The sequence below is a fragment of the Citrobacter sp. Cm046 genome (assembly GCF_030333065.1).
Lineage (GTDB): Bacteria > Pseudomonadota > Gammaproteobacteria > Enterobacterales > Enterobacteriaceae > Citrobacter > Citrobacter murliniae.
Window position 1 is genome coordinate 45,649 of the sequence record NZ_JAOWGP010000040.1, and the last position, 26,542, is coordinate 72,190.

Genomic DNA, 26,542 nt, shown 5'->3' on the forward strand with positions numbered 1-26,542 from the left:
GTGATAAAAACCTTGGTAATAATAAACCCCAGGAGTGATTTTAATTCTCATTTGGCTACTGTGAGATAATTCACAAAAAGCGTTTAACTTTCGAATCGCCTCACATTTTTTTATATTACCAGGCAAAGTTGGCAAGAGTGGTGCGATTGTTGCTCTATCCCTCTAAACCACCGGGTTTCTCAATACCGGTCACTCAATGATATCTGTGTAAGCTAAGGAGAGGGTTATGGGGGATATTATGCGTCCCATTCCGTTTGAGGAACTTTTGACGCGCATATTTGATGAATACCAACAACAACGCTCTATCTTTGGTATTCCTGAGCAGCAGTTTTACTCACCCGTAGAAGGTAAATCTGTCAACGTATTCGGTGAAACCTGTGCTACCCCCGTCGGCCCTGCCGCTGGCCCGCACACGCAACTCGCACAAAATATCGTCACCTCATGGCTGACCGGCGGACGATTCATCGAACTAAAAACGGTACAAATTCTTGACCGTCTGGAGCTAGAAAAACCCTGTATCGACGCAGAAGACGAGTGTTTTAACACCGAATGGTCTACCGAATTCACTCTGCTTAAAGCATGGGATGAATACCTTAAAGCCTGGTTTGCCTTGCATCTGCTTGAAGCCATGTTCCAACCTTCCAACTCCGGTAAATCGTTCATCTTTAATATGAGCGTCGGTTACAACCTCGACGGTATTAAACAACCACCAATGCAGCAATTCATCGACAATATGATGGACGCATCTGCACATCCGAAATTCACCCAATACCGCGATACGCTTAATAAACTGCTCCTGGATGATGCGTTTTTAGCCCGCCACGGTTTGCAGGGTAAACGCGCGCATTTACAGGCACTACCGGCACGTATCCCTACCAGCATGGTGCAAGGCGTAACCCTCTCCACTATGCACGGCTGCCCTCCACATGAAATCGAAGCCATTTGCCGCTACATGCTGGAAGAAAAAGAGCTGAACACTTTCGTGAAACTTAACCCGACTTTGTTGGGCTACACACGGGTACGTGAAATTCTTGATGGCTGCGGGTTCGATTACATCGGCTTAAAAGAAGAGTCTTTTGATCATGATCTGAAGCTGACACAGGCGCTGGAGATGCTGCAACGCCTGATGGCGCTGGCTAAAGAGAAATCGCTCAGCTTTGGCGTCAAACTGACTAACACTCTCGGCACTATCAACAACAAAGGCGCCTTGCCTGGTGAAGAGATGTATATGTCCGGGCGTGCGCTGTTCCCGCTCTCTATCAATGTTGCAGCAGTTCTGTCCCGCGCCTTTGATGGCAGACTGCCTATCTCTTATTCCGGTGGCGCCAGCCAACTGACTATCCGCGATATTTTCGATACTGGTATTCGCCCGATCACCATGGCAACTGACCTGTTGAAACCCGGCGGCTATCTGCGTTTAAGCGCCTGCATGCGTGAATTGGAAGCGTCAGATGCCTGGGGTCTCGACCACGTTGATGTTGAACGGCTGAACAAGCTGGCGGCAGACGCGTTAACCATGGAGTACACCCAGAAACACTGGAAGCCCGAAGAGCGTATTGAAGTGGCGGAAGATCTGCCGCTGACCGACTGCTACGTTGCACCATGTGTCACCGCTTGCGCCATCCAACAGGATATCCCTGAATATATTCGCCTGCTGGGCGAGCACCGCTATGCCGACGCGCTGGAACTTATCTATCAGCGCAACGCCCTGCCCGCCATTACCGGTCACATTTGCGATCATCAATGCCAGTACAATTGTACCCGCCTGGACTACGACAGTGCGCTGAATATCCGCGAACTGAAAAAAGTCGCGCTGGAAAAAGGCTGGGATGAGTATAAACAGCGCTGGCACAAACCAGCGGGTTCCGGTTCACGCCACCCAGTCGCCGTGATTGGCGCGGGCCCGGCGGGTCTGGCGGCAGGTTACTTCCTTGCCAGAGCCGGTCATCCGGTCACGCTATTTGAACGCGAAGCCAATGCGGGCGGCGTGGTGAAAAATATCATTCCCCAGTTCCGTATCCCGGCGGAGTTAATTCAGCACGATATCGATTTTGTCGCTGACCATGGGGTGAAATTTGAGTATGGCTGTTCATCGACTTTAACCGTCGAACAATTAAAAAATCAGGGCTTCCATTACATTCTGATCGCTACCGGCACCGATAAAAACAGCGGTGTAAAACTGGCGGGCGACAATCAACATGTCTGGAAATCTCTCCCCTTCCTGCGCGAATACAACAAAGTTGCAGCGCTCCATCTGGGCAAGCATGTGGCGATTGTCGGAGCTGGTAACACCGCGATGGACTGCGCGCGCGCCGCATTACGCGTACCTGGCGTCGAAAAAGCGACCGTCATTTACCGTCGTTCACTGCAAGAGATGCCAGCGTGGCGTGAAGAGTATGAAGAAGCACTGCACGATGGTGTAGAGTTCCGTTTCCTGAACAACCCGGAACATTTTGATGCCGACGGTACCTTAACACTGCGCGTCATGTCGCTTGGTGAACCTGATGAGAAAGGTCGTCGCCGTCCGGTTGAAACCAGCGAAACAGTGACGCTGCATGTAGACAGCCTGATTACCGCCATTGGCGAACAGCAGGACACTGAAGCCTTGAATGCTATGGGCGTACCACTGGACAAAAACGGCTGGCCAGATGTCGATCACAACGGTGAAACTCGCCTCGCTGACGTCTTTATGATTGGTGACGTTCAACGCGGGCCGTCCTCTATTGTCGCAGCGGTTGGAACCGCACGTCGGGCAACGGATGCCATCCTTAGCCGGGAAAACATCCGTTCACACCAGAGCGATAAATACTGGAACAACGCCAACCCTGCGGAAATCTATCTACGCAAAGGCGATATCTCTATCTCCATGGTAAATAGCGACGACCGTGACGCATTTGTCGCTCAGGAAGCCGCACGCTGCCTTGAATGTAACTATGTTTGCAGCAAGTGCGTCGATGTCTGCCCGAACCGCGCCAACGTCTCTATTCCGGTTCCTGGATTCCAGAACCGTTTCCAGACGCTCCACCTCGATGCCTACTGCAACGAATGTGGTAACTGTGCCCAGTTCTGCCCATGGAATGGCAGACCATACAAAGACAAAATCACCGTCTTTAGCCTGTCGCAGGATTTTGATAACAGCAGCAACCCTGGCTTCCTGGTGGAAAATGACCGGGTGCGCGTACGTCTGAATAACCAAAGCTGGAATCTGAACATCGACAGCGAAGGGCTGTTTAACAACGTGCCACCGGAGCTAAACAATATGTGCCGCATTATCAGCCATATCCACCAGCATCATCATTATCTGCTGGGCCACGTGGAGGTGTAATCATGTTGATTCTGAAGAATGTCACCGCAGTTCAGCTACACCCGGCAAAAGTACAGGAAGGCGTCGATATCGCCATCGAAAATGATGTCATCATCGCTATCGGCGACACCCTGACGCAACGCTATCCTGACGCCCGCTACAAAGAGATGCATGGTCGAATTGTGATGCCAGGCATTGTCTGCTCGCATAACCATTTTTACTCGGGTTTGTCCCGAGGAATTATGGCGAATATCGCCCCCTGTCCGGATTTCATCTCGACGCTGAAAAATCTCTGGTGGCGGCTCGATCGCGCTCTTGATGAAGAGTCGCTCTATTACAGCGGGCTAATTTGTTCACTGGAGGCTATCAAGAGCGGATGTACCACGGTTATCGATCATCATGCTTCCCCTGCCTATATCGGAGGGTCGCTCTCTACACTGCGCAACGCATTTTTAAAAGTTGGTTTGCGTGCGATGACCTGTTTTGAAACCACCGATCGTAACAACGGCATCAAAGAGTTACAGGAAGGGGTAGAAGAAAACATCCGTTTCGCCCATCAGATTGACGACGCGAAGAAATCCGCAACGGAGCCGTATCTGGTGGAAGCACATATCGGCGCTCACGCACCATTTACTGTTCCAGATGCAGGTCTGGAAATGCTTCGCGAGGCGGTAAAAGCAACGGGACGTGGTTTACACATTCACGCAGCGGAAGATTTGTATGACGTCTCTCACAGCCACCACTGGCACGGCAAAGACCTGCTGGTACGCCTGGCGGACTACGATCTCATCAACAGTAAAACGCTGGTCGCTCATGGGTTGTATCTGTCGAAAGAGGATATCGATCTGCTTAATCAGCACGATGCGTTCCTGGTGCATAACGCCCGTTCTAACATGAACAACCATGTCGGCTATAACCATCACCTTAGCGATATCCGCAATCTTGCGTTGGGAACTGACGGCATCGGTTCAGACATGTTTGAAGAGATGAAATTCGCCTTCTTTAAACATCGTGACGCTGGTGGTTCGCTGTGGCCTGACAGTTTTGCCAAAGCCCTGGCTAACGGCAACGAACTGATTAGCCGCAACTTCAGCGCAAAATTTGGCCTTCTGGAGGTCGGTTATAAAGCCGATTTAACCATTTGCGATTACAACTCACCGACACCACTGCTGGCAGACAATATCGCCGGACATATCGCCTTCGGTATGGGTTCAGGCAGCGTTCACAGTGTGATGGTCAACGGCGTGATGGTTTATGAAGACCATCAGTTTAACTTCGACTGCGATTCCATTTATGCGCAAGCCAGAAAATCTGCCGCCAGTATGTGGCGTCGGATGGATGCGCTGGCATAAATGACAGATCCCCTCTTCTTTCAGAGAAGAAGGGAAATTAAGGAAAGAAGATGATTGAACAATTTTTCAGACCCGACTCGGTAGAACAGGCGCTGGAACTAAAGCGCCGCTACCAGGATGAAGCTGTCTGGTTTGCCGGGGGCAGCAAACTTAACGCTACACCAACCCGGACGGATAAAAAAATTGCCATTTCTTTGCAGGATCTGGAACTGGGCTGGGTTGACTGGGATAACGGGGCACTGCGCATTGGCGCAATGTCGCGCTTACAGCCTCTGCGCGATGCACGCTACATTCCAGCGGCGCTGCGGGAAGCGCTCGGTTTTGTCTACTCCCGTCATGTCCGTAACCAGTCCACTATCGGTGGTGAAATCGCCGCCAGGCAGGAAGAGTCCGTGTTACTTCCGGTACTGCTGGCGCTGGATGCTGAGTTGGTTTTTGGCAACGGCGAAACACTGTCGATTGAAAACTATCTTGCCGATCCACGCGACCGACTGCTGACTGAAATTATCATAAAAGATCCGTATCGCACTTGTGCTACTCGCAAAATTAGCCGTTCCCAGGCGGGGTTAACCGTGGTTACCGCAGCAGTTGCATTAACAGATCACGACGGTCTGCGGATCGCGCTGGATGGTGTCGCCAGCAAAACATTGCGCCTGCACGACGTAGAAAAACAAAATCTGGAAGGTCGCGCACTGGAGCAAGCCGTCGCCAGGGCGATTTTCCCCGTGGGGGATATTCGGGGTAGCGTCGCGTATAAACGCTATATCACGGGAGTTGTAGTAGCCGACCTGTATACCGACTGCCAACAGGCTGGGGAGGAAGCCGTATGATCATCCACTTGACTTTAAATGGCGCTTCCAGGGAACTAAAGGTTAATCCTGCTGAAAACGCACAAAAGCTGTTGTTTAACATGGGTATGCACTCTGTACGCAACAGTGATGATGGTTTCGGTTTCGCCGGTTCTGATGCGATTATTTATAACGGCAACATCGTCAACGCCTCCCTGCTTATCGCTGCTCAGTTAGATCAGGCAGAAATACGCACCGCTGAATCCTTAGGCAAATGGAACGAATTAAGTCTGGTTCAGCAGGCAATGGTTGATGTCGGCGTAGTCCAGTCCGGTTATAACGATCCGGCAGCGTCTCTGATTATCAGCGATCTACTCGATCGCGTTGCAGCACCAACCCGCGAAGAGATCGACGACGCGCTTTCTGGCCTGTTCAGCCGCGACGCTGGCTGGCAGCAATATTATCAGGTCATTGAACTGGCGGTTGCGCGAAAAAATAATCCACAGGCGACGATTGATATCGCTCCGACTTTCCGCGACGACCTTGAGGTCATTGGTAAGCACTATCCGAAAACCGATGCCGCTAAAATGGTGCAGGCAAAACCCTGCTATGTTGAAGACCGCGTGACAACTGACGCCTGCATCATCAAAATGTTACGCAGCCCTCACGCCCACGCGCTGATTACACATCTGGATGTCAGCAAAGCCGAAGCTTTGCCAGGCGTCGTTCACGTTATTACTCACCTGAATTGCCCGGACATCTACTACACCCCGGGCGGTCAAAGCGCACCAGAACCTTCACCGCTCGATCGTCGCATGTTCGGCAAAAAAATGCGTCACGTTGGCGATCGCGTTGCCGCTGTTGTAGCCGAAAGCGAAGAGATTGCGCTGGCAGCACTGAAACTCATCGACGTTGAATATGACGTTCTCAAGCCGGTGATATCAATTGACGATGCGATGGCGGAAGATGCCCCAGTAGTACACGACGAACCGGTGGTTTATGTCGCTGGCGCACCAGATACGCTGGAAGAAGACAATAGCCATGCAGCCCAGCGTGGCGAGCATATGATCATTAACTTCCCAATCGGTTCACGCCCACGCAAAAATATCGCGGCCAGCATTCATGGCCATATCGGCGATATGGACAAAGGTTTCGCCGATGCCGATGTGATCATTGAGCGAACCTATAACTCAACTCAGGCTCAGCAGTGCCCTACTGAAACTCATATCTGCTTTACCCGTATGGATGGCGATCGTCTGGTGATCCACGCCTCTACTCAGGTACCGTGGCACTTGCGCCGTCAGGTAGCACGCCTCGTCGGCATGAAGCAGCATAAGGTTCATGTCATTAAAGAACGCGTTGGCGGCGGCTTTGGTTCCAAACAGGACATTCTGCTGGAAGAAGTATGCGCATGGGCAACTTGCGTGACCGGACGTCCGGTTCTGTTCCGCTACACCCGCGAAGAAGAGTTTATTGCCAACACCTCACGCCACGTAGCGAAAGTCACCGTTAAACTGGGGGCGAAAAAAGATGGTCGCCTGACGGCAGTGAAAATGGATTTCCGCGCCAATACAGGACCTTACGGAAACCATTCACTCACCGTACCGTGTAACGGACCGGCTCTGTCGTTGCCGTTATATCCGTGCGATAACGTCGATTTCCAGGTCACCACCTACTACAGCAACATTTGCCCAAACGGTGCTTATCAAGGTTACGGCGCGCCAAAAGGTAACTTCGCCATCACCATGGCGTTAGCAGAACTGGCGGAACAGTTGCAGATTGACCAACTGGAAATTATTGAGCGTAACCGGGTACACGAAGGGCAAGAACTGAAGATCCTCGGCGCTATCGGCGAAGGCAAAGCGCCAACCTCCGTCCCTTCTGCCGCCAGTTGCGCGCTGGAAGAGATCCTGCGACAGGGACGTGAGATGATCCAGTGGTCTTCGCCGAAAGCGCAGGAAGGTGACTGGCGTGTGGGGCGAGGCGTCGCCATTATCATGCAGAAATCGGGGATACCAGATATCGATCAGGCGAACTGCATGATCAAACTGGAATCTGATGGCACGATTATTGTCCATTCCGGCGGTGCAGATATTGGCACCGGCCTGGATACCGTGGTGACAAAACTGGCGGCAGAAGTGCTACATTGCGCGCCACAGGACGTACATGTTATTTCTGGCGACACCGACCATGCGTTATTTGACAAAGGCGCATATGCCTCGTCCGGCACCTGTTTCTCCGGGAATGCAGCACGTATGGCGGCGGAAAATCTGCGCGAGAAAATCCTCCTCCACGGAGCCAACATGCTGGGTGAACCACTGGAAGATGTCCAACTGACCACTCCGGGCATCGTCCGCGGGAAGAAAGGAGAAGTCAGTTTCGGAGAAATCGCTCATCAAGGAGAAACCGGGACTGGCTTTGGTTCACTGGTGGGAACCGCCTGCTATATCACACCTGATTTTGCCTTTCCGTATGGGGCAAACTTTGCCGAAGTTGCCGTAAACACCCGTACGGGTGAAATCCGTCTGGATAAATTCTACGCTTTGCTGGACTGTGGCACACCGGTCAACCCAGAGTTAGCGCTGGGTCAGATCTACGGCGCCACCATGCGTGCTATCGGTCATAGCTTGAGTGAAGAAATCATTTACGACGCCGAGGGTCACCCATTGACACGCGATTTGCGAAGTTATGGTGCGCCAAAAATTGGCGACATTCCGCGTGATTTCCGCGCCGTTCTGGTACCAAGTGACGATAAAGTCGGCCCATTCGGTGCTAAATCGATCTCAGAAATTGGCGTAAATGGCGCAGCTCCGGCGATTGCAACTGCTATTCACGATGCCTGCGGCGTCTGGTTGCGTGAATGGCATTTCACTCCGGAGAAAATACTCACCGCACTGGAAAAAATATAAACCATAAATGGCCGCTCCGGCGGCCAGTTTCCCTGTTTTATAGATAACTAAATAGTGACTGCGAAAATGAGATAAGCCGTTCTCAAGGCGTCCTGCGCCCCAAATTCGTGGGAATTTATTTTACTGATTCAGATGATCAAATTTACTTTAAAAGGAGTGAAGGGATGTCTGATATAAACCGTGCAGGCTCCGACCTTATATTTGAACTGGAGGACCGCCCTCCCTTTCATCAGGCAATCATTGGCGCAATTACTCATCTACTGGCAATTTTCGTTCCGATGGTGACACCCGCGCTAATTGTGGGTGCGGCATTACAGCTTTCCGTAGAAACCACTGCCTATCTGGTTTCCATGGCGATGATCGCTTCCGGCATTGGCACCTGGTTACAGGTAAACCGTTATGGCATCGTGGGTTCCGGTTTACTCTCCATTCAGTCAGTCAATTTTTCATTTGTTACGGTCATGATTGCTCTGGGCAGCAGCATGAAAAGCGACGGTTTCCACGAAGAATTAATCATGTCGTCGCTACTTGGCGTCTCCTTCGTGGGCGCATTTCTCGTGGTCGGTGCTTCATTTATTCTCCCTTATTTACGCAGAGTGATTACTCCCACCGTCAGCGGTGTCGTCGTGTTGATGATTGGCTTAAGTCTGATTAAAGTCGGCATCATTGATTTTGGTGGCGGCTTTGCCGCCAAAAGTAGCGGCACGTTCGGCAGTTACGAACATCTTGGCGTCGGATTGCTGGTTCTGATTGTGGTTATCGGTTTTAACTGCTGCCGCAGTCCGCTTCTGCGCATGGGCGGTATCGCCATTGGTTTATGCGTTGGCTATATCGTTTCGTTATGCCTGGGCATGGTTGATTTCAGCAGCATGCGCAATCTGCCGCTCATCACCATCCCACATCCATTCAAATACGGATTTAGTTTCAGCTTTCATCAGTTCCTGGTTGTCGGCACGATTTATCTACTTAGTGTGCTGGAAGCGGTAGGCGATATCACCGCCACAGCGATGGTTTCCCGCCGCCCGATTCAGGGGGAGGAATATCAGTCGCGTCTGAAAGGAGGCGTGCTGGCGGATGGACTAGTCTCTGTCATTGCCTCCGCGGTCGGTTCATTGCCATTAACCACCTTTGCACAGAACAACGGCGTGATTCAGATGACTGGCGTCGCCTCACGTTATATTGGACGGAGCATCGCGATAATGCTGGTGATCCTCGGGTTATTTCCAATGATCGGCGGCTTCTTCACCACTATTCCCTCAGCGGTTCTGGGTGGCGCAATGACGCTGATGTTTTCCATGATTGCAATTGCCGGTATCCGCATCATTATCACCAACGGATTAAAACGACGTGAAACATTGATCGTCGCTACCTCTTTGGGTTTGGGTCTTGGCGTTTCATATGACCCCGAGATTTTTAAAATCTTACCCGCCTCTATTTATGTATTAGTTGAAAATCCTATTTGTGCCGGAGGGTTAACAGCAATTGTTTTAAATATCATTCTCCCAGGAGGCTACCGACAAGAAAACGTTTTGCCAGGTATTCCCTCAGCGGAAGAGATGGATTAACAGTAAAGGAGTTAATGATGTCAGGCGAACACACGTTAAAAGCAGTTCGAGGCAGTTTTATTGATGTCACCCGTACGGTTGATAACCCGGAAGAGATTTCCTCTGCGTTGCGATTTATCGAAGATGGATTGTTACTGATTCGCCAGGGGAAAGTGGCATGGTTTGGCGAGTGGGAAGAGGGAAAATATCAAATCCCTGACTCCATTCGTGTCCGCGACTATCGCGGCAAGCTGGTAGTCCCGGGCTTTGTCGACACGCATATCCATTATCCGCAGAGTGAAATGATCGGCGCCTATGGCGAGCAGTTGCTGGAATGGCTGAACAAACACACCTTCCCCACCGAGCGTCGTTATGAAGATTTAGAATACGCACGCGAAATGTCGGCGTTCTTCATCAAGCAGTTATTACGTAACGGCACTACCACGGCGCTGGTGTTTGGTACTGTTCATTCGCAGTCGGTGGATGCATTGTTTGAAACCGCGAGTCATATCAATATGCGAATGATTGCCGGCAAGGTAATGATGGATCGCAACGCGCCAGATTATCTACTCGACACGGCAGAAAGCAGCTATCAGCAAAGTAAGGAGCTAATCGAACGCTGGCACAAAAATGGCCGCCTGCTGTATGCCATTACGCCACGTTTCGCCCCCACCTCAACGCCCGAACAGATGGCGATGGCACAACGCCTTAAAGAAGAGTATCCCGATACGTGGGTACATACTCATCTGTGTGAAAACAAAGATGAAATTGCCTGGGTGAAATCACTTTATCCTGAACACGATGGCTACCTGGATGTTTATCATCAGTACGGTCTGACAGGTAAAAACTGCGTCTTTGCTCACTGCGTCCATCTGGAAGAAAAAGAGTGGGACCGCCTGAGCGAAACAAAATCCAGTATCGCTTTCTGTCCGACCTCCAACCTTTATCTTGGCAGCGGCTTATTCAATCTACAAAAAGCATGGCAGAAAAAAGTGAAAGTCGGCATGGGAACTGATATTGGCGCAGGAACCACCTTCAACATGCTGCAGACGCTGAACGAAGCGTACAAAGTGTTGCAGTTACAGGGGTATCGCCTCTCAGCTTATGAAGCGTTTTATCTTGCCACCCTGGGCGGTGCGAAATCATTGGGGCTCGACAACCTGATCGGCAACTTTATGCCAGGTAAAGAAGCCGATTTCGTGGTGATGGAACCGACAGCAACGCCGCTTCAGCAACTGCGCTATGACAACTCTGTTTCTTTAGTCGACAAATTGTTCGTGATGATGACGTTGGGCGATGACCGTTCTATATACCGCACCTACGTTGATGGTCGTCTGGTGTACGAACGCAACTAATAATAAAACCTTAACATCCTCGTGAGGACATCATTATGTCTGGAGACATCCTACAAACACCGGACGCACCAAAGCCCCAAGGCGCGTTGGATAATTATTTTAAAATTACAGCTCGTGGCAGTACCGTTCGTCAGGAAGTGCTGGCGGGTTTGACCACCTTTCTGGCCATGGTTTATTCCGTTATCGTGGTTCCCGGCATGCTAGGAAAAGCGGGGTTTCCTCCTGCGGCAGTTTTTGTCGCCACCTGTCTGGTCGCAGGTTTCGGTTCCCTGTTGATGGGGTTATGGGCTAATTTGCCGATGGCGATTGGCTGCGCCATTTCACTTACCGCATTTACCGCATTTAGCCTGGTGCTAGGGCAACAAATTAGCGTGCCTGTCGCGCTGGGCGCGGTCTTTCTGATGGGCCTCATCTTCACCGCCATCTCCGTAACGGGTATTCGTACCTGGATATTGCGTAATTTACCGATGGGTATTGCACACGGTACAGGTATCGGTATTGGTCTGTTCCTGCTGCTGATTGCCGCCAACGGCGTCGGTATGGTCATCAAAAATCCGATTGAAGGCTTACCTGTGGCGCTTGGTACGTTTACCTCTTTCCCGGTGCTGATGAGTTTGCTGGGATTAGCGGTTATCTTCGGTCTGGAAAAGCGCCGCGTTCCAGGCGGGATCTTGCTGGTCATTATCACCATCTCGATCATTGGCTTAATTTTCGATCCAACGGTGAAATACCATGGTCTGGTAGCCATGCCCAGCCTGACTGGCGAAGATGGAAAATCCCTTATATTCAGCCTTGATATTATCGGTGCGCTTCAGCCAACCGTGCTCCCGAGTGTACTGGCACTGGTGATGACCGCAGTGTTCGATGCCACTGGCACCATCCGTGCGGTCGCTGGTCAGGCGAATCTTCTGGATAAAGACAATCAGATTATTAACGGAGGTAAAGCACTAACCAGCGATTCAGTAAGCTCGATATTTTCAGGCCTGGTAGGCGCAGCCCCGGCAGCTGTCTATATCGAATCTGCGGCTGGGACTGCTGCCGGTGGCAAGACAGGTCTGACAGCGACTGTTGTAGGCTTTCTATTCCTGTTGATTCTGTTCTTATCACCGTTGTCGTTTCTGATCCCCGGTTATGCCACAGCCCCCGCACTGATGTACGTTGGTCTGCTGATGTTAAGTAACGTCTCGAAACTGGACTTCAATGACTTTATTGATGCTATGGCAGGACTGGTTTGCGCGGTATTCATCGTCCTGACCTGCAATATCGTTACCGGTATTATGCTGGGCTTTGTAACGCTGGTGGTGGGCCGCGTATTTGCGCGCGAATGGCACAAACTGAATATCGGTACTGTTATCATTACCGTCGCCCTGGTCGTGTTTTACGCAGGTGGTTGGGCAATCTAAGAGAAGCTCCGCGCCATACAAGCGCGGGGGTTTTATCAGAGAAAAATCTCGCCGCTGGCAGCAATACGCTGCTGGCGGATCCGCTTAAGTTCTCCCTCCGTCATCAACTGTAACGCCTGCGTCGGGCAGGACTCGACACAGGCAGGCCCTTCAACCCGATGTTCGCAAAGATCGCATTTCACGATCAGTGGACGTGCATTTCCCGGCAACATCTGAATGGTGATCATGCCAAACGGGCATGCACAGGCACAACTCTGACAACCAATACAACGGTCGGCGTTTGCCTCCACTAGCTGCTCCCCCATGGTTAGCGCCTGTACCGGGCAAGCCCCTACACACGGTGCATTTTCACACTGGTGACACATCACCGGTGCGCTTACGCTATCCAGACGCTGTACCTTTAAGCGCGGTAGAAAAAAACTGGCATTCAACTCCAGTTCTAACGGATGAGCAACCACGCAAGCCACTTCGCAAGTACGGCAACCAATGCAGTCATTTTGATTGACAATAATTAACGATTTCATTGCGATGCCTTCGTATCAAACATAGCTAACATATCGCGCGCCGCCTGCCTTCCTGCCGCCATTGCGGTGACCACCAGGTCTGCGCCATGAACGGCATCCCCCCCCGCAAAGACTTTTTTCAGATGCGTTTGGGTAGATAAATGTCCCGCGTCGCCGGCTTTAATCAGGCCATATTTATCGAGTTTAATACCGCTACCTTGCAACCACGGCATCGCATGCGCCTGAAAACCAAATGCCATAATCAGGACATCGGCGGGCAGCTCAAATTCAGAACCAGCCACCGGGCAAGGACGACGTCGACCATCTGGCCCCGGTTCTCCCATTGCGGTGCGGATCAAACCAACCGCAGTTAAGTGCCCGTCATCATCACAGGCGATATATTGCGGCTGAACATTAAACTGGAATTCAACCCCTTCTTCGCGTGCATTGACTACCTCTTTGCGGGAACCAGGCATACTGACTTCATCACGACGATAAGCACAAATCACGCTGGCGGCATTCAGACGAATGGAGGTACGCAGGCAATCCATTGTCGTATCTCCGCCACCCAGCACCACAACCCGTTTACCAGCAACATCCGTCTGCGGATACTCTTCAGATTCAGGCAGCCCCATCAACTGGCGGGTATGCGCAGTAAGGAACGGTAATGCCTGAATCACACCGGATGCATCTTCATTCGGCAACTCCGCACGCATCATGCCGTAAGTACCAACACCAAGGAAAACGGCATCATATTCCGCCGTTAAATCGCTAAAGGAAATGTCGCGGCCAATTTCACAGTTGAGATGAAAGTCGATCCCCATCGCTGTGAAAATCTCCCGCCGTTGGCTTAATACCGTTTTGTCCAGCTTGAAGGACGGAATACCAAAAGTCAGCATACCGCCGATTTCGGGATGCCGATCAAACACATCCGCATGCACGCCAGCCCGCGCAAGAATATCGGCACAGCCCAGCCCTGCGGGCCCTGCGCCAATCACCGCCACTCTTTCCATGCGAGGTATAACCTGGCTGACATCGGGGCGCCAGCCCATCGCCAGCGCGGTATCAGTGATGTAACGTTCCAGATTACCGATAGAGACTGCGCCGGTGTGATCTTTCAACGTACATGCCCCTTCACAAAGCCGGTCCTGTGGGCATACCCTGCCACAGATTTCTGGCAAGGAGCTGGTCTGGTGGCAACGTTCTGCCGCTTCGATAATCCGTCCTTCTTGCACCAGTCGAATGTAGTCTGGAATGGCGTTATGCAGCGGACAATGCCAGTTACAGTTAGCTTTTTCGGCGCACCAGACACAGCGGTCACTTTCATAAGCAGCTTGTTGTTGATCCAGCCCACAATAAATTTCGCCAAAGTGCGTTTTCCGCTCGCTCGCTGAAATTTTATCTGCACCTTTGCGCGGATTAACAGGGAGTAACGCCGCGCGGCGGGATGATGGTAGTTCCTCTGCTGCTTTTCCCTCTGCGGTTCTACGCTGACGCCTCATTTTTATCTGCTGTAACCCTTTGCCATCCATCAGCCGTAACGCCTGCGTTGGGCAAACTTCAACACAAGCTTGCGCGCCAGAATCTCGCTGAAAACAAAGGTCGCATTTCAATGCGACCACGTTATTCATCTCAATGACACCAAAGGGGCAAGCGATTGCGCATCTTTTACAACCAATACACTTTTGTTCATCCAGCTGTACGCTATCTGGTTGAAAATTTAGAGCATTAACGGGACAAGCCGTAACGCAAGGGGCATTATTGCAATGATGGCAAGCAACGGGATTTGCGGCCAGTCCTTTCCCAACAACATGGAGACGAGGTCGAAAATCACTCTGACTCTGTGGCCAGTTTTCATGATTATGCGCCACCGCACAGGCAATTTCGCAGGCATGACAGCCTATACATTCCGCAGCATCAGCAGCGATAAACTTATTCATTCGTATCCCTTTCACTTGATGAGTTTTTGTCTTCTCAAATGTTGCGATGCAATAAACGGGCATATATTAGGTAGCGTATCTGTATTAATTGCAATTTTGGAACTTAGATCAAATTATTGCTCCGCAATCTATGCCGCTTTCATTAATTGATCATCGTAACCAAAAATAGGGACTTCAGGATTAAAAGTAATAAATGCGAGAGCTCGGTATGCCAGAATGATTAAAGAAATATCAATATGAGAAAATTAGAGATAATTTCACTACCCATTTATTTTCTCATCTATTCTGTTTAACTACGATTATGTGATTACCTCCGCATTTCCACCTTATAACCTCGCCTCCTCGCTAAAACTGGCATCCCACGAGCATGTCTTTATTCAGTTTTATGAAGGTAAACGGTTGCTTTTTAATTTGGCGAGCTTAAGGAGAGACGCATGAGCGCCATAGATTCTCAACCTCCCTCATCTTCAGGGCTAGAGCGCCCCACTGATGAAGTTGACCGCATATTATCACCAGGAAAGCTGATCATACTCGGTCTGCAACACGTGCTTGTTATGTATGCAGGTGCGGTCGCTGTACCGCTGATGATTGGCGACAGGCTTGGCCTCTCCAAAGAGGCTATCGCAATGCTCATAAGCTCCGATCTCTTTTGCTGCGGTATCGTCACGTTGTTGCAATGTATCGGCATCGGTCGTTTTATGGGCATTCGCCTGCCCGTCATTATGTCGGTGACCTTCGCTGCCGTGACACCGATGATTGCCATCGGGATGAACCCAGATATTGGTCTGCTGGGGATTTTTGGCGCGACCATCGCAGCGGGTTTTATCACCACATTACTAGCACCGCTCATCGGCCGCTTAATGCCATTGTTCCCACCGCTGGTTACTGGTGTGGTAATTACCTCTATCGGTCTTAGTATCATTCAGGTTGGCATTGACTGGGCCGCAGGCGGTAAAGGTAATCCGCAATATGGTAATCCCGTCTATTTGGGGATCTCCTTCGCCGTTTTAATTTTCATCTTGCTCATCACTCGCTATGCGAAAGGATTTATGTCCAACGTCGCCGTATTACTGGGGATTGTTTTTGGTTTTTTCCTGTCGTGGATGATGAACGAAGTTAATCTGTCCGGATTATATGATGCGTCGTGGTTCGCGATTGTCACGCCAATGTCGTTTGGCATACCGGTGTTCGATCCCGTCTCTATTCTGACCATGACCGCTGTGTTAATCATCGTGTTTATTGAGTCTATGGGGATGTTCCTGGCCCTGGGGGAAATCGTCGGTCGAAAACTCTCTTCACAAGATATTATTCGCGGGCTGCGCGTAGATGGCGTCGGGACAATGATTGGAGGTACGTTTAACAGCTTTCCGCATACTTCATTTTCGCAAAACGTCGGTTTGGTCAGCGTAACGCGCGTTCATAGCCGCTGGGTGTGCATTGCTTCTGGCATCATTTTGATGTTATTCGGCATGGTGCCAAAAATGGCGGTGCTGGTGGCTTCTATTCCGCAATTCGTTCTTGGCGGCGCGGGGCTGGTGATGTTCGGCATGGTGCTGGCAACCGGGATTCGTATTCTGTCGCGTTGTAACTACACCACCAACCGTTACAACTTGTATATCGTCGCAATCAGTCTTGGCGTGGGTATGACCCCGACACTTTCTCATGACTTCTTTTCTAAGCTGCCGGCCGTACTGCAGCCCTTACTACATAGCGGCATTATGTTGGCAACCTTTAGCGCCGTTGTACTGAACGTCTTCTTTAATGGCTACCAGCATCATGCCGATCTGGTTAAGGAATCTGTTACTGATAAAAATTTGAAAGTCAGAACAGTCCGTATGTGGCTTCTGATGCGCAAGCTAAAGAAAAATGAGCATGGAGAATGATATGAATCTTTTAATACGCGCAATATTCAGTCTGCTGTTGCTCTTTCTGATCTCTATTCCTGTCATTTCTGACTGCGTTGCAATGGCCATTGAAAGCCGTTTCAAATATATGATGCTGCTTTTTTAATTACCTTTCCCTGTCGGCATCCGCATTGCTACCGTCGGATGCCGATAAACACTCACATGGTTAATCATTTCACTCTTCTGTTATCTATAATGACGAGTGACTAGAATTAAATGTGAGAAATCATGCAAACGGAACATGTCATTTTGCTGAATGTAAAGGGAATTCCCTCGGGTACGCTGGAAAAATATACCGCGCACACGGCTGATACCCCATTACATCTGGCATTTTCATGCTGGCTTTTTAACCGTGAAGGCCAACTATTAGTAACCCGCCGCGCATTGAGTAAAAAAGCGTGGCCCGGCGTGTGGACCAACTCGGTTTGTGGTCACCCACAGCAGGGAGAAAGTAATGAGGAGGCGGTGATCCGTCGTTGTCGCTTTGAGCTGGGTGTGGAAATAACGCCTCCCGTGTCGATCTATCCTGATTTCCATTACCGCGCCACCGACCCGAATGGCATCGTCGAAAACGAAGTGTGCCCGGTTTTTGCCGCACGAATTACCAGTGAATTGCTGCCAAACAGTGATGAAGTGATGGATTATCAATGGTGCAATTTATCGCGTGTTTTGCGTGGAATTGATGCTACGCCATGGGCGTTCAGTCCGTGGATGGTAATGCAGGCGACGAATAGCGAAGCGAGAAATATGTTGTCTTCTTTCGCGCAGCAAAAGTAAAAAACCCCGACAAATGCCGGGGTTGCGTGCTTTCGCGTAATGCTTATTTTACCGGACGCATAGCCGGGAACAGGATCACGTCGCGAATGGTGTGGCTGTTAGTAAACAGCATAACCATACGGTCAATACCAATACCCAGGCCAGCTGTCGGCGGCAGACCGTGTTCCAGAGCGGTTACGTAGTCTTCATCGTAGAACATCGCTTCGTCATCACCAGCATCTTTGGCGTTAACCTGATCCTGGAAACGCTGCGCCTGATCTTCTGCATCATTCAGCTCGCTGAAGCCGTTACCGATTTCACGTCCACCAATGAAGAATTCGAAGCGGTCAGTGATTTCCGGGTTTTCGTCGTTACGACGCGCCAGCGGAGACACTTCTGCCGGATACTCAGTAATGAAGGTCGGTTGAATCAGATGCGCTTCCGCAACTTCTTCAAAGATCTCAGTTACGATACGACCCAGGCCCCAGCTCTTCTCAACCTTGATACCGATAGATTCAGCAATAGCTTTAGCTGAGTCGAAGTTGTCCAGATCCGCCATATTGGTTTCCGGGCGGTATTTCTGAATCGCTTCGCGCATGGTCAGTTTTTCGAATGGTTTACCAAAGTCGAAAACTTCATCGCCGTAAGGCACTTCAGTCGTACCCAGAACGTCCTGTGCCAGCGTACGGAACAGAGATTCGGTCAGTTCGATCAGATCTTTATAGTCCGCATAAGCCATGTAGAGTTCCATCATGGTGAACTCTGGGTTATGGCGAACGGAGATCCCTTCGTTACGGAAGTTACGGTTAATTTCGAACACACGCTCAAAGCCGCCAACCACCAGACGCTTGAGGTACAGTTCCGGCGCAATACGCAGGTACATGTCCAGATCAAGCGCATTATGATGGGTGATGAACGGACGCGCTGCGGCACCGCCTGGGATCACCTGCATCATCGGAGTTTCAACTTCCATAAAGCCGCGACCAACCATGAACTGACGAATGCCCGCCATGATCTGTGAACGCACTTTAAAAGTATTGCGGGATTCATCGTTGGAGATGAGATCCAGGTAACGCTGACGATAACGCGCTTCCTGATCCTGCAAGCCGTGGAATTTATCCGGCAGCGGACGCAGAGCTTTGGTCAGCAAACGCAGTTCGGTGCAATGAATAGACAGTTCACCAGTTTTAGTCTTGAACAACTTACCTTTCGCACCAAGGATGTCGCCCAGATCCCACTTTTTGAACTGCTCATTGTAGACGCCTTCCGGAAGATCGTCGCGTGCAACGTACAGCTGAATACGCCCACCAACGTCCTGCAGCGTAACAAAGGATGCTTTACCCATAATGCGGCGGGTCATCATACGACCAGCAACAGATACCTCGATGTTCAGCGCTTCCAGCTCTTCGTTTTCTTTCGCGTCGAAGTCAGCGTGCAGTTGGTCTGAGGTATGATCGCGACGGAAATCGTTCGGGAACGGGATCCCCTGCTCGCGCAGGTTGGCCAGCTTCTCACGGCGCGTTTTCAGTTCATTGTTAAGGTCGGCTACCGCGTCAGCGCCCTGTGCGTGTTGTTCAGACATTTTGGTTCCTCATAACCCTGCTTTCAAACTTGCTTCGATAAATTGATCCAGGCTGCCATCCAGCACCGCCTGCGTGTTACGGGTTTCAACCCCGGTACGCAGGTCTTTGATGCGGGAGTCATCAAGGACATAAGAACGAATCTGGCTACCCCAGCCGATATCGGACTTGGTGTCTTCCATCGCCTGTTTCTCGGCATTCTTCTTCTGCATTTCCAGTTCATAAAGCTTTGCTTTCATTTGCTTCATGGCCTGGTCTTTGTTCTTGTGCTGGGAACGGTCGTTCTGGCACTGCGTCACTATCCCGGTAGGAATATGGGTGATTCGCACCGCAGATTCCGTACGGTTAACGTGCTGGCCGCCCGCACCGGAGGCACGATACACGTCAATACGCAGATCCGCCGGATTGATGTCGATATCGATATCATCGTCGACTTCCGGATATACAAATGCAGAGCTGAACGACGTATGGCGGCGACCGCCGGAATCGAACGGACTTTTACGTACCAGACGATGCACACCGGTTTCAGTACGCAGCCAGCCGTAAGCGTAATCGCCAGCAATTCTGATGGTCACGGATTTAATACCCGCCACTTCACCTTCAGATTCTTCAATAATTTCTGTTTTAAAGCCGCGTGCTTCAGCCCAACGCAGATACATACGCATCAGCATGCTTGCCCAGTCCTGGGCTTCAGTACCACCAGAGCCAGCCTGAATATCGAGATAGCAGTCGGCACTGTCGTATTCGCCGGAGAACATGCGGCGGAATTCCAGCTGCGCCAGTTTATCTTCCAGCGTATCGAGTTCAGCAACGGCTTCGTTAAAGGTTTCTTCGTCGTCGGCTTCTACAGCCAGCTCCAGCAGGCCGGAAACATCTTCCAGGCCCTGGCTCATCTGGTCGAGCGTGTCGACAATGGCCTCAAGGGAGGAACGTTCTTTGCCCAGCGCCTGAGCGCGATCTGGTTCATTCCAGACGTCTGGCTGTTCCAGCTCGGCGTTTACTTCTTCCAGACGCTCTTTCTTGGCATCATAGTCAAAGATACCCCCTAAGAACGTCAGAGCGCTCCGTAAGGTCCTGAATGCGGTTATTTACCGGATTAATTTCAAACATGGTCTGATTTCTTTTATTGGACTAGTCAAAATGCGGTGATAAGAGCGGGATTGTACCCAATCCACGCTCTTTTTTATAGAGAAGATGACGCTAAATTGGCCAGATATTATCGATGATGATTTGCAGGCTTCGGTTACCGCGAAACTCGTTGATATCCAGCTTATAGGCAAGCGTAACTTCACGAACGCCGTTGTCCGGCCAGCAACTGGTATCAACATTAAACGCAATACCGTCGAGCAGTGGCCCTCCGTCAACGGGTTCCACCATCACCTTCAAATGACGCTCGCCGACCAGGCGTTGCTGAAGCAAGCGAAAACGCCCGTCAAACAGCGGCTCCGGGAACATTTGTCCCCACGGTCCGGCATCACGCAACATTTGCGCGACCTCCATGGTCATTTCCGCTGCACTCAACGGGCCATCCGACACGACTTCCCCCTGCAGTAAAGCTGGGTCGAGCCATTCAGTCACCAGCTCACCAAAGCGCCGCTGGAAACGTTCAAACTGTGCTTCCTCCAGCGATAAACCAGCCGCCATAGCGTGGCCGCCAAACTTAAGGATCATGCCCGGATAGAGAGTATCCAGCCGCTCCAGCGCATCACGCATGTGCAGTCCCTGAATTGACCGACCAGAACCTTTAAGCGTGCCGTCACCGGCAGGAGCAAAGGCGATTACCGGACGATGAAAACGCTCTTTTATGCGCGATGCCAGAATCCCTACCACACCCTGATGCCACTCAGGATGATACATTGCCAATCCACCGGGCAACGCCTCACGACTACGCTCAAGCTTCTCGCACAACGTCAGCGCTTCCGTCTGCATACCCTGCTCAATTTCTTTTCGCGTCTGGTTGAGTGCATCCAGTTCATTGGCAAGCACTCGCGCCTCGCCAATGTTATCGCACAGCAATAGTGCAACACCGACGGACATATCATCCAACCGACCAGCCGCATTCAGGCGTGGACCCAGCGCAAAACCTAAATCGCTGGCGGCCAGCTTTTGCGGATCGCGGTTCGAAATCTCAAGCAGCGCCTTAATACCAGGACGACATTTTCCTGCGCGAATACGGCTTAACCCTTGCCACGTCAGGATGCGGTTATTCGCGTCCAACGGCACAACGTCGGCAACCGTGCCTAATGCCACCAGATCAAGCAAATCCGCCAGGTTTGGTGGTGCGATACCGCGTTCATCAAACCAACCTTTATCACGCAGGAAGGTGCGCAGTGCCAGCATCAGGTAAAAGGCAACTCCAACACCCGCCAGCGATTTCGACGGGAATTCACAGTCGTGCAAGTTAGGGTTGATGATGGCTTCTGCATCCGGCAGGGTATCCCCAGGCAGGTGGTGATCGGTCACCACCACCGGTATCTTCAACGTTCTGGCATGTTCAACACCAGCGTGGGAGGAGATGCCATTGTCGACAGTCACAATCAGTTGGGCGCCCCGGGCATGAGCCTGATCCACCACTTCCGGGCTTAAACCATAACCGTCTTCAAAGCGGTTGGGCACCAGGTAGTCAATGTTGCTACAGCCTAATGCACGCATAGCCAGGATGCTCAGCGCCGTACTGGTCGCGCCATCAGCGTCGAAATCCCCCACTACAATAATGCGAGTTCCCTCGCGAAATGCGTTATAGAGGATCTCAACCGCTTTTTCGACGCCGTTCAAATGCTGCCACGGCAACATCCCTTTCACGCTACGCTCAAGCTCCTGGGCACTGCGTACACCACGACTGGCGTACAAACGACGTAGCAAAGGCGGTAATTCTGCAGGCAGTTCGGCTGTCCCGTCGGCTTCACGTCGACGAAGTTGTATCTGTTGTTTCACGCGAATTATTTACCGCTGGTCTGTTTTTGGTGCGCATCCAGGAACGCTTTCATCTCTTTTGGTCCCTGGTAGCCTGGAACAACATAGCCGTTGCTCAGGACAATCGCCGGAGTTCCACTCACGCCAAACTGCACGCCCAGCGCGTAATGGTTAGCAATATCCACATCGCAGGTCGCCGGTTTCACACTCTTGCCTGCCATAGCATCATCAAAGGCTTTGTTTTTGTCTTGCGCGCACCAGATAGACTTCATGTCCTGCTCGGCCTGGCTTTCCAGTCCCTGACGCGGGAAGGCCAGATAGCGCACGGTGATCCCCAGCGCATTGTAGTCTTTCATCTCTTCATGCAGCTTGTGGCAGTAGCCGCAGGTGATGTCGGTGAAAATGGTGATAACGTGTTTTTCCTGCGGCGCTTTATAGACGATCATCTCTTTTTCCAGCGCGTTCAGATGTTTCATCAGCAGCTGATTGGTGACGTTCACCGGACTTGCGCCACTTACGTCGTACATCGGTCCCTGAATAATATGCTTACCGTCTTCAGTGACGTACAGCACACCACTGTTGGTCAGTACGGTTTTCATTCCCGCAACTGGGGCGGGCTGAATTTCGGTGCTTTGTACGCCCAGCTTAGTTAATGACTGGCGAATCGCCGCATCGTCTGCATGCACCATGCCTGAAAACGCCGTAGCCAGCAGGGTGAGCATCATAAAACGTTTTTTCATAACCTATCCTTTCCTGTCAGCACTCACGCTCGCGGGTGATGCTGTTGATGTAATTGACGCAAGCGCTCCGTTGCGACATGAGTATAAATCTGTGTGGTTGAGAGATCGCTATGCCCAAGCAGCATCTGCACCACGCGCAAGTCAGCGCCATGGTTGAGCAAATGCGTAGCAAAAGCATGCCGCAACACATGTGGTGACAGCTTTTCGCTGTCTATCCCCGCTAACACAGCATAGTGTTTAATACGATGCCAAAAGGTCTGACGGGTCATTTGTTGTGCACGCTGGCTGGGAAATAACACGTCAATCGAGACGCCATTCAGCAACCACGGACGACCATGTTCCAGATAAGTTTCCAGCCAGTACACAGCCTCTTCACCCAGTGGTACGAGCCGCTCTTTGTTACCTTTACCGATCACGCGCACCACACCCTGACGTAAGCTAACATCACTCATTGTCAGCCCCACCAGTTCTGAAACGCGCAAACCCGTCGCATACAATACTTCCAGCATGGCTTTATCACGTAGCTCCAGCGGCTGTTCAATCAGCGGAGCCTGCAACAACCGTTCTACCTGTGCTTCACTGAGATCTTTCGGCAGACGCTGCGGCAGTTTAGGTGAGGCGAGCGAGGCGCTGGGATCATCGTCGCGAAATTTTTCGCGGTACAAATGCTGAAAAAAACGCCGCATTGCACTCAATAATCGCGCGGAACTGGTGGCTTTATACCCGCCATCCATCCGCTCGGCCAGCAGTGCCTGCAGGTCATCACTTTGCGCTGTCGCCAACGATACACCACGATGGTGTAGCCATTCGACAAGCATGGTCAGATCGCGACGATACGCACTTAACGTATTCTCCGCCAGATTTCGTTCCAGCCACAGGGCATCAAGAAATTGCTCGATGCGCGCCAGATCCTGTTCCACTCGCGCCCCTTATATCATTCTCACTTTTGATGCATTATGCCTCATTGTGCCGCGATTGCGGCGATTCTGATACACTACCCGCAACGCTACAGCAGAATTGAGATGTTTACGTAATGAACATGGGTCTTTTTTACGGTTCCAGCACGTGCTACACCGAAATGGCAGCAGAAAAAATCCGCGATATCCTTGGTCCCGAGCTGGTGACATTACACAACCTCAAGGATGATTCCCCGACCTTAATGGAGCAGTACGACGTGCTCATTTTGGGTATCCCAACCTGGGATTTCGGTGAAATTCAGGAGGACTGGGAAGCGGTCTGGGATCAGTTGGATAACCTCAACCTGGAAGGCAAAATTGTCGCGCTTTACGGCATGGGAGATCAACTGGGGTACGGCGAATGGTTCCTGGATGCGCTGGGTATGCTGCATGATAAACTCGTCACCAAAGGCGTAAAGTTTGTCGGCTACTGGCCAACAGAGGGCTATGAATTCACCAGCGATAAACCCGTCATTGCCGATGGGCAGTTGTTTGTTGGTTTAGCGTTGGATGAAACCAACCAGTACGATCTCAGCGATGAACGTATCCAGGCCTGGTGTGAACAAATTCTCGGAGAAATGGCCGAGCACTGGTCCTGAGTTGCTTCTGACTGACGGTTAAGGTCTGTAGCCTTACCGTCAGTGTTATTTCTGCGGCGCCTGTTGCAACATTAACCGCCGTAAATCCCGCCACTCAGCGTCATCCATACTGTCCGCCGCCAGCCACAGATGCTGACGTTTTCCGGCCTCTGAACGCAATCGCAACATCATGCCTGTTTTAATCATCCAGGGTGCGCTGACAATAGTCCACTCTTGCCCTTGCCAGCGTAGACGACCATCCATCAAGAGTCTGATCTCTCCCTGACAGGCGTTAATACGACGCTGGCTGCGCACGCTGTCGAACACTACAAGAGAGAGCAACACCAGCCATAATGGGGTGTAGCTCAATGGCCAGGGCATCAATAAAATAAGCACCGCGACCAGCCCGTGAATAAGTAACGAAAGCCACTGTGCGCGCCATGAAACGCGTAAATCAGATTGCCACTGGACCACGTTCCCGATTCCGTGTCTGGATGAGCCGTACCATCTGCTCCAGCTGTGGATCAGCCGGTTTCCCATGATTCATCAACCAATTAAATAAATCCGGGTCATCACATTCCAGCAGACGGATAAAGATCCGTTTTTCGTCGTCACTCAAGTTGTCATACTCGTGTTCGAAAAACGGCATAATTGAAATGTCCAACTCACGCATGCCGCGACGGCATGCCCAATGAATACGTGCTTTGTTGTTAATATCCATGTTCTTCTCTCTGTCTCACGAAAACGAAGTACTCGGCTATTGTAACGTGTTTTTCACGCTCTTTTGCGGGAATATCAGTAATCGGAAGCACGAACGCAAAATAAAACCACATTAAGTTAAAGGGTTCACCATTTTTGGATGTCTCTTCGCAAAGCTTAATATATGGCACAAATAGGGTGTTTAAACCGCTTGCAATGGGCTATAGCTCTTTTACCATTAGTCATTATTACTGCGTTAAGCAAATCAGGACATTATTATGGCTTTTACATCTTTTCCTCCTCGCCAGCCTTGTGCGTCAACTCGTTTGCCTCTGACGCTGATGACGCTTGATGACTGGGCTCTCGCCACCATTACGGGTGCCGACAGTGAGAAGTATATTCAGGGTCAGGTCACTGCGGATGTCAGCCAGTTGACCGAGCACCAGCATGTGCTGGCAGCTCATTGTGATGCCAAAGGCAAAATGTGGAGCAACCTACGTTTGTTCCGTCACGGTGACGGATTTGCGTGGCTTGAACGCCGCAGCTTGCGCGACACTCAGCTTACTGAGCTGAAAAAATACGCCGTTTTCTCCAAAGTGGTGATTGCCCCTGACGACGAGCGCGTTCTGCTGGGCGTCGCTGGGTTCCAGGCACGTGCAGCGCTGACCGGCCTCTTTAATGAACTACCGGGCAGCGATAAACAGGTAATTACCGAAGGCACATCCACGGTATTATGGTTCGAACATCCAGCCGAACGTTTCCTGCTGATCGTCGATGTCGCAACGGCAGAAATGCTCGTCGAGAAACTTCGCGGCGAAGCAGAGTTAAATAACAGTCAACAGTGGCTGGCGCTGGATATCGAAGCAGGAATTGCGGTGATTGATTCCGTCAACAGCGGGCAGTTTATTCCGCAGGCTACTAATCTACAGGCTCTGGGTGGGATCAGCTTTAAAAAAGGCTGTTATACCGGCCAGGAGATGGTCGCCCGTGCTAAATTCCGCGGCGCCAACAAACGCGCGCTTTGGTCGCTGGCAGGCGCCGCCAGTCGGGTGCCGGAAGCCGGTGAAGACCTGGAACTAAAAATGGGTGAAAACTGGCGCCGTACGGGTACCGTTCTCGCTGCGGTGCAACTAGCAGATGGTCAGTTGTTGGTACAGGTTGTGATGAATAACGACATGGAAGCCGACAGCGTGTTCCGCGTTCGTGACGACGCCAAAACATTGCATATTGTACCGCTGCCATATTCGCTGGAAGAATAAAAGAATAATGCCTGCTGGCACGCAGACTTATGGCCTACTATCCCGTAGGCCAGATGTGG

21 protein-coding genes are annotated in these 26,542 nt (G+C 51.2%); 12 read left to right on the plus strand and 9 right to left on the minus strand.

Annotation, left to right across the window (positions count from 1 at the left end; all coding sequences use genetic code 11):
* Positions 1-226: 226 nt before the first annotated feature.
* The 7 genes from ygfK to ghxQ all read left to right on the plus strand — a co-directional run bounded on the left by ygfK (position 227) and on the right by ghxQ (position 12,655).
* Complete coding sequence (gene ygfK, locus OGX98_RS12290; RefSeq protein WP_286595337.1) at positions 227-3,325, plus strand: putative selenate reductase subunit YgfK; 3,099 nt, start codon at positions 227-229, stop codon at positions 3,323-3,325.
* Positions 3,326-3,327: 2 nt separating this feature from the next.
* Positions 3,328-4,656: a putative aminohydrolase SsnA gene (gene ssnA, locus OGX98_RS12295; protein ID WP_286595338.1), complete on the plus strand. Its 1,329-nt coding sequence runs from the start codon at positions 3,328-3,330 to the stop codon at positions 4,654-4,656.
* 50 nt (positions 4,657-4,706) lie between these two features.
* The gene (gene ygfM / locus OGX98_RS12300; protein WP_045447207.1) at positions 4,707-5,486 is read left to right on the plus strand and encodes a molybdopterin-dependent oxidoreductase FAD-binding subunit; all 780 of its coding nucleotides are present in this window, start codon (positions 4,707-4,709) and stop codon (positions 5,484-5,486) included.
* A complete protein-coding gene (locus OGX98_RS12305) occupies positions 5,483-8,353 on the plus strand; it encodes a molybdopterin-dependent oxidoreductase Mo/Fe-S-binding subunit (protein ID WP_286595340.1) in 2,871 nt (956 codons plus the stop codon). Before ygfM ends, OGX98_RS12305 begins: the two co-directional genes overlap by 4 nt.
* Positions 8,354-8,517: 164 nt before the next feature.
* Positions 8,518-9,918, plus strand: coding sequence for a xanthine/proton symporter XanQ (gene xanQ, locus OGX98_RS12310; protein WP_045447215.1), 1,401 nt, complete (start codon positions 8,518-8,520; stop codon positions 9,916-9,918).
* A 17-nt stretch (positions 9,919-9,935) separates the two neighbouring features.
* A complete protein-coding gene (gene guaD / locus OGX98_RS12315) occupies positions 9,936-11,252 on the plus strand; it encodes a guanine deaminase (protein ID WP_045447218.1) in 1,317 nt (438 codons plus the stop codon).
* 35 nt (positions 11,253-11,287) lie between these two features.
* Positions 11,288-12,655 carry a guanine/hypoxanthine transporter GhxQ gene (gene ghxQ, locus OGX98_RS12320; protein WP_045447221.1) on the plus strand — a complete coding sequence of 456 codons (1,368 nt, stop codon included), beginning with the start codon at positions 11,288-11,290 and terminating at the stop codon, positions 12,653-12,655.
* Positions 12,656-12,690: 35 nt separating this feature from the next.
* On the opposite strand, the gene OGX98_RS12325 is transcribed toward ghxQ, so the two are convergent.
* Together OGX98_RS12325 and ygfT are read right to left on the minus strand one after the other, a co-directional pair.
* Positions 12,691-13,179 carry a 4Fe-4S dicluster domain-containing protein gene (locus OGX98_RS12325; protein ID WP_286595341.1) on the minus strand — a complete coding sequence of 163 codons (489 nt, stop codon included), beginning with the start codon at positions 13,177-13,179 and terminating at the stop codon, positions 12,691-12,693.
* Entirely contained in the window at positions 13,176-15,098 is a 1,923-nt protein-coding gene (gene ygfT, locus OGX98_RS12330; RefSeq protein WP_286595342.1) for a formate-dependent uric acid utilization protein YgfT, read from the minus strand. The genes OGX98_RS12325 and ygfT overlap by 4 nt, the downstream gene beginning before the upstream one ends.
* A 434-nt stretch (positions 15,099-15,532) precedes the next feature.
* Between ygfT and uacT the strand changes: the two genes are divergently transcribed.
* The 3 genes from uacT to idi all read left to right on the plus strand — a co-directional run bounded on the left by uacT (position 15,533) and on the right by idi (position 17,779).
* On the plus strand, positions 15,533-16,981 hold the full coding sequence (uacT, locus tag OGX98_RS12335; RefSeq protein ID WP_045447229.1) for a urate/proton symporter UacT: 1,449 nt from the start codon (positions 15,533-15,535) through the stop codon (positions 16,979-16,981).
* A gap of 1 nt (position 16,982) precedes the next feature.
* Positions 16,983-17,108, plus strand: coding sequence for a protein YqfG (gene yqfG / locus OGX98_RS12340; RefSeq protein ID WP_136345252.1), 126 nt, complete (start codon positions 16,983-16,985; stop codon positions 17,106-17,108).
* A gap of 122 nt (positions 17,109-17,230) precedes the next feature.
* A complete protein-coding gene (gene idi / locus OGX98_RS12345) occupies positions 17,231-17,779 on the plus strand; it encodes an isopentenyl-diphosphate Delta-isomerase (protein WP_045447231.1) in 549 nt (182 codons plus the stop codon).
* A 43-nt stretch (positions 17,780-17,822) separates the two neighbouring features.
* Here idi and lysS read toward each other — a convergent pair whose 3' ends face one another.
* The 5 genes from lysS to xerD all read right to left on the minus strand — a co-directional run bounded on the left by lysS (position 17,823) and on the right by xerD (position 23,911).
* A complete protein-coding gene (gene lysS / locus OGX98_RS12350) occupies positions 17,823-19,340 on the minus strand; it encodes a lysine--tRNA ligase (RefSeq protein WP_045447234.1) in 1,518 nt (505 codons plus the stop codon).
* Positions 19,341-19,349: 9 nt separating this feature from the next.
* Positions 19,350-20,448 (minus strand): peptide chain release factor 2 gene (gene prfB, locus OGX98_RS12355; RefSeq protein ID WP_136345251.1). Its coding sequence is split into 2 segments (ribosomal slippage): positions 19,350-20,372 and positions 20,374-20,448, totalling 1,098 coding nucleotides; the frame shifts between segments, so codons are not numbered across the junction.
* Between the two features lie 90 nt (positions 20,449-20,538).
* Positions 20,539-22,272, minus strand: a complete 1,734-nt coding sequence (recJ, locus tag OGX98_RS12360; protein ID WP_286595344.1) for a single-stranded-DNA-specific exonuclease RecJ — start codon at positions 22,270-22,272, stop codon at positions 20,539-20,541.
* A 5-nt stretch (positions 22,273-22,277) separates the two neighbouring features.
* Entirely contained in the window at positions 22,278-22,991 is a 714-nt protein-coding gene (dsbC, locus tag OGX98_RS12365) for a bifunctional protein-disulfide isomerase/oxidoreductase DsbC (protein WP_045447244.1), read from the minus strand.
* A gap of 23 nt (positions 22,992-23,014) precedes the next feature.
* Positions 23,015-23,911, minus strand: coding sequence for a site-specific tyrosine recombinase XerD (xerD, locus tag OGX98_RS12370; protein WP_045447247.1), 897 nt, complete (start codon positions 23,909-23,911; stop codon positions 23,015-23,017).
* Between the two features lie 113 nt (positions 23,912-24,024).
* Between xerD and fldB the strand changes: the two genes are divergently transcribed.
* On the plus strand, positions 24,025-24,546 hold the full coding sequence (gene fldB / locus OGX98_RS12375; protein ID WP_045447250.1) for a flavodoxin FldB: 522 nt from the start codon (positions 24,025-24,027) through the stop codon (positions 24,544-24,546).
* Positions 24,547-24,591: 45 nt separating this feature from the next.
* On the opposite strand, the gene OGX98_RS12380 is transcribed toward fldB, so the two are convergent.
* Together OGX98_RS12380 and sdhE are read right to left on the minus strand one after the other, a co-directional pair.
* Positions 24,592-24,999: a protein YgfX gene (locus tag OGX98_RS12380; RefSeq protein WP_045447253.1), complete on the minus strand. Its 408-nt coding sequence runs from the start codon at positions 24,997-24,999 to the stop codon at positions 24,592-24,594.
* Complete coding sequence (sdhE, locus tag OGX98_RS12385) at positions 24,980-25,246, minus strand: FAD assembly factor SdhE (protein WP_045447256.1); 267 nt, start codon at positions 25,244-25,246, stop codon at positions 24,980-24,982. The genes OGX98_RS12380 and sdhE overlap by 20 nt, the downstream gene beginning before the upstream one ends.
* A 256-nt stretch (positions 25,247-25,502) precedes the next feature.
* Here sdhE and ygfZ point away from each other — a divergent pair, with 256 nt between their 5' ends.
* Positions 25,503-26,483, plus strand: a complete 981-nt coding sequence (ygfZ, locus tag OGX98_RS12390) for a tRNA-modifying protein YgfZ (RefSeq protein WP_045447259.1) — start codon at positions 25,503-25,505, stop codon at positions 26,481-26,483.
* Positions 26,484-26,542: the final 59 nt, after the last annotated feature.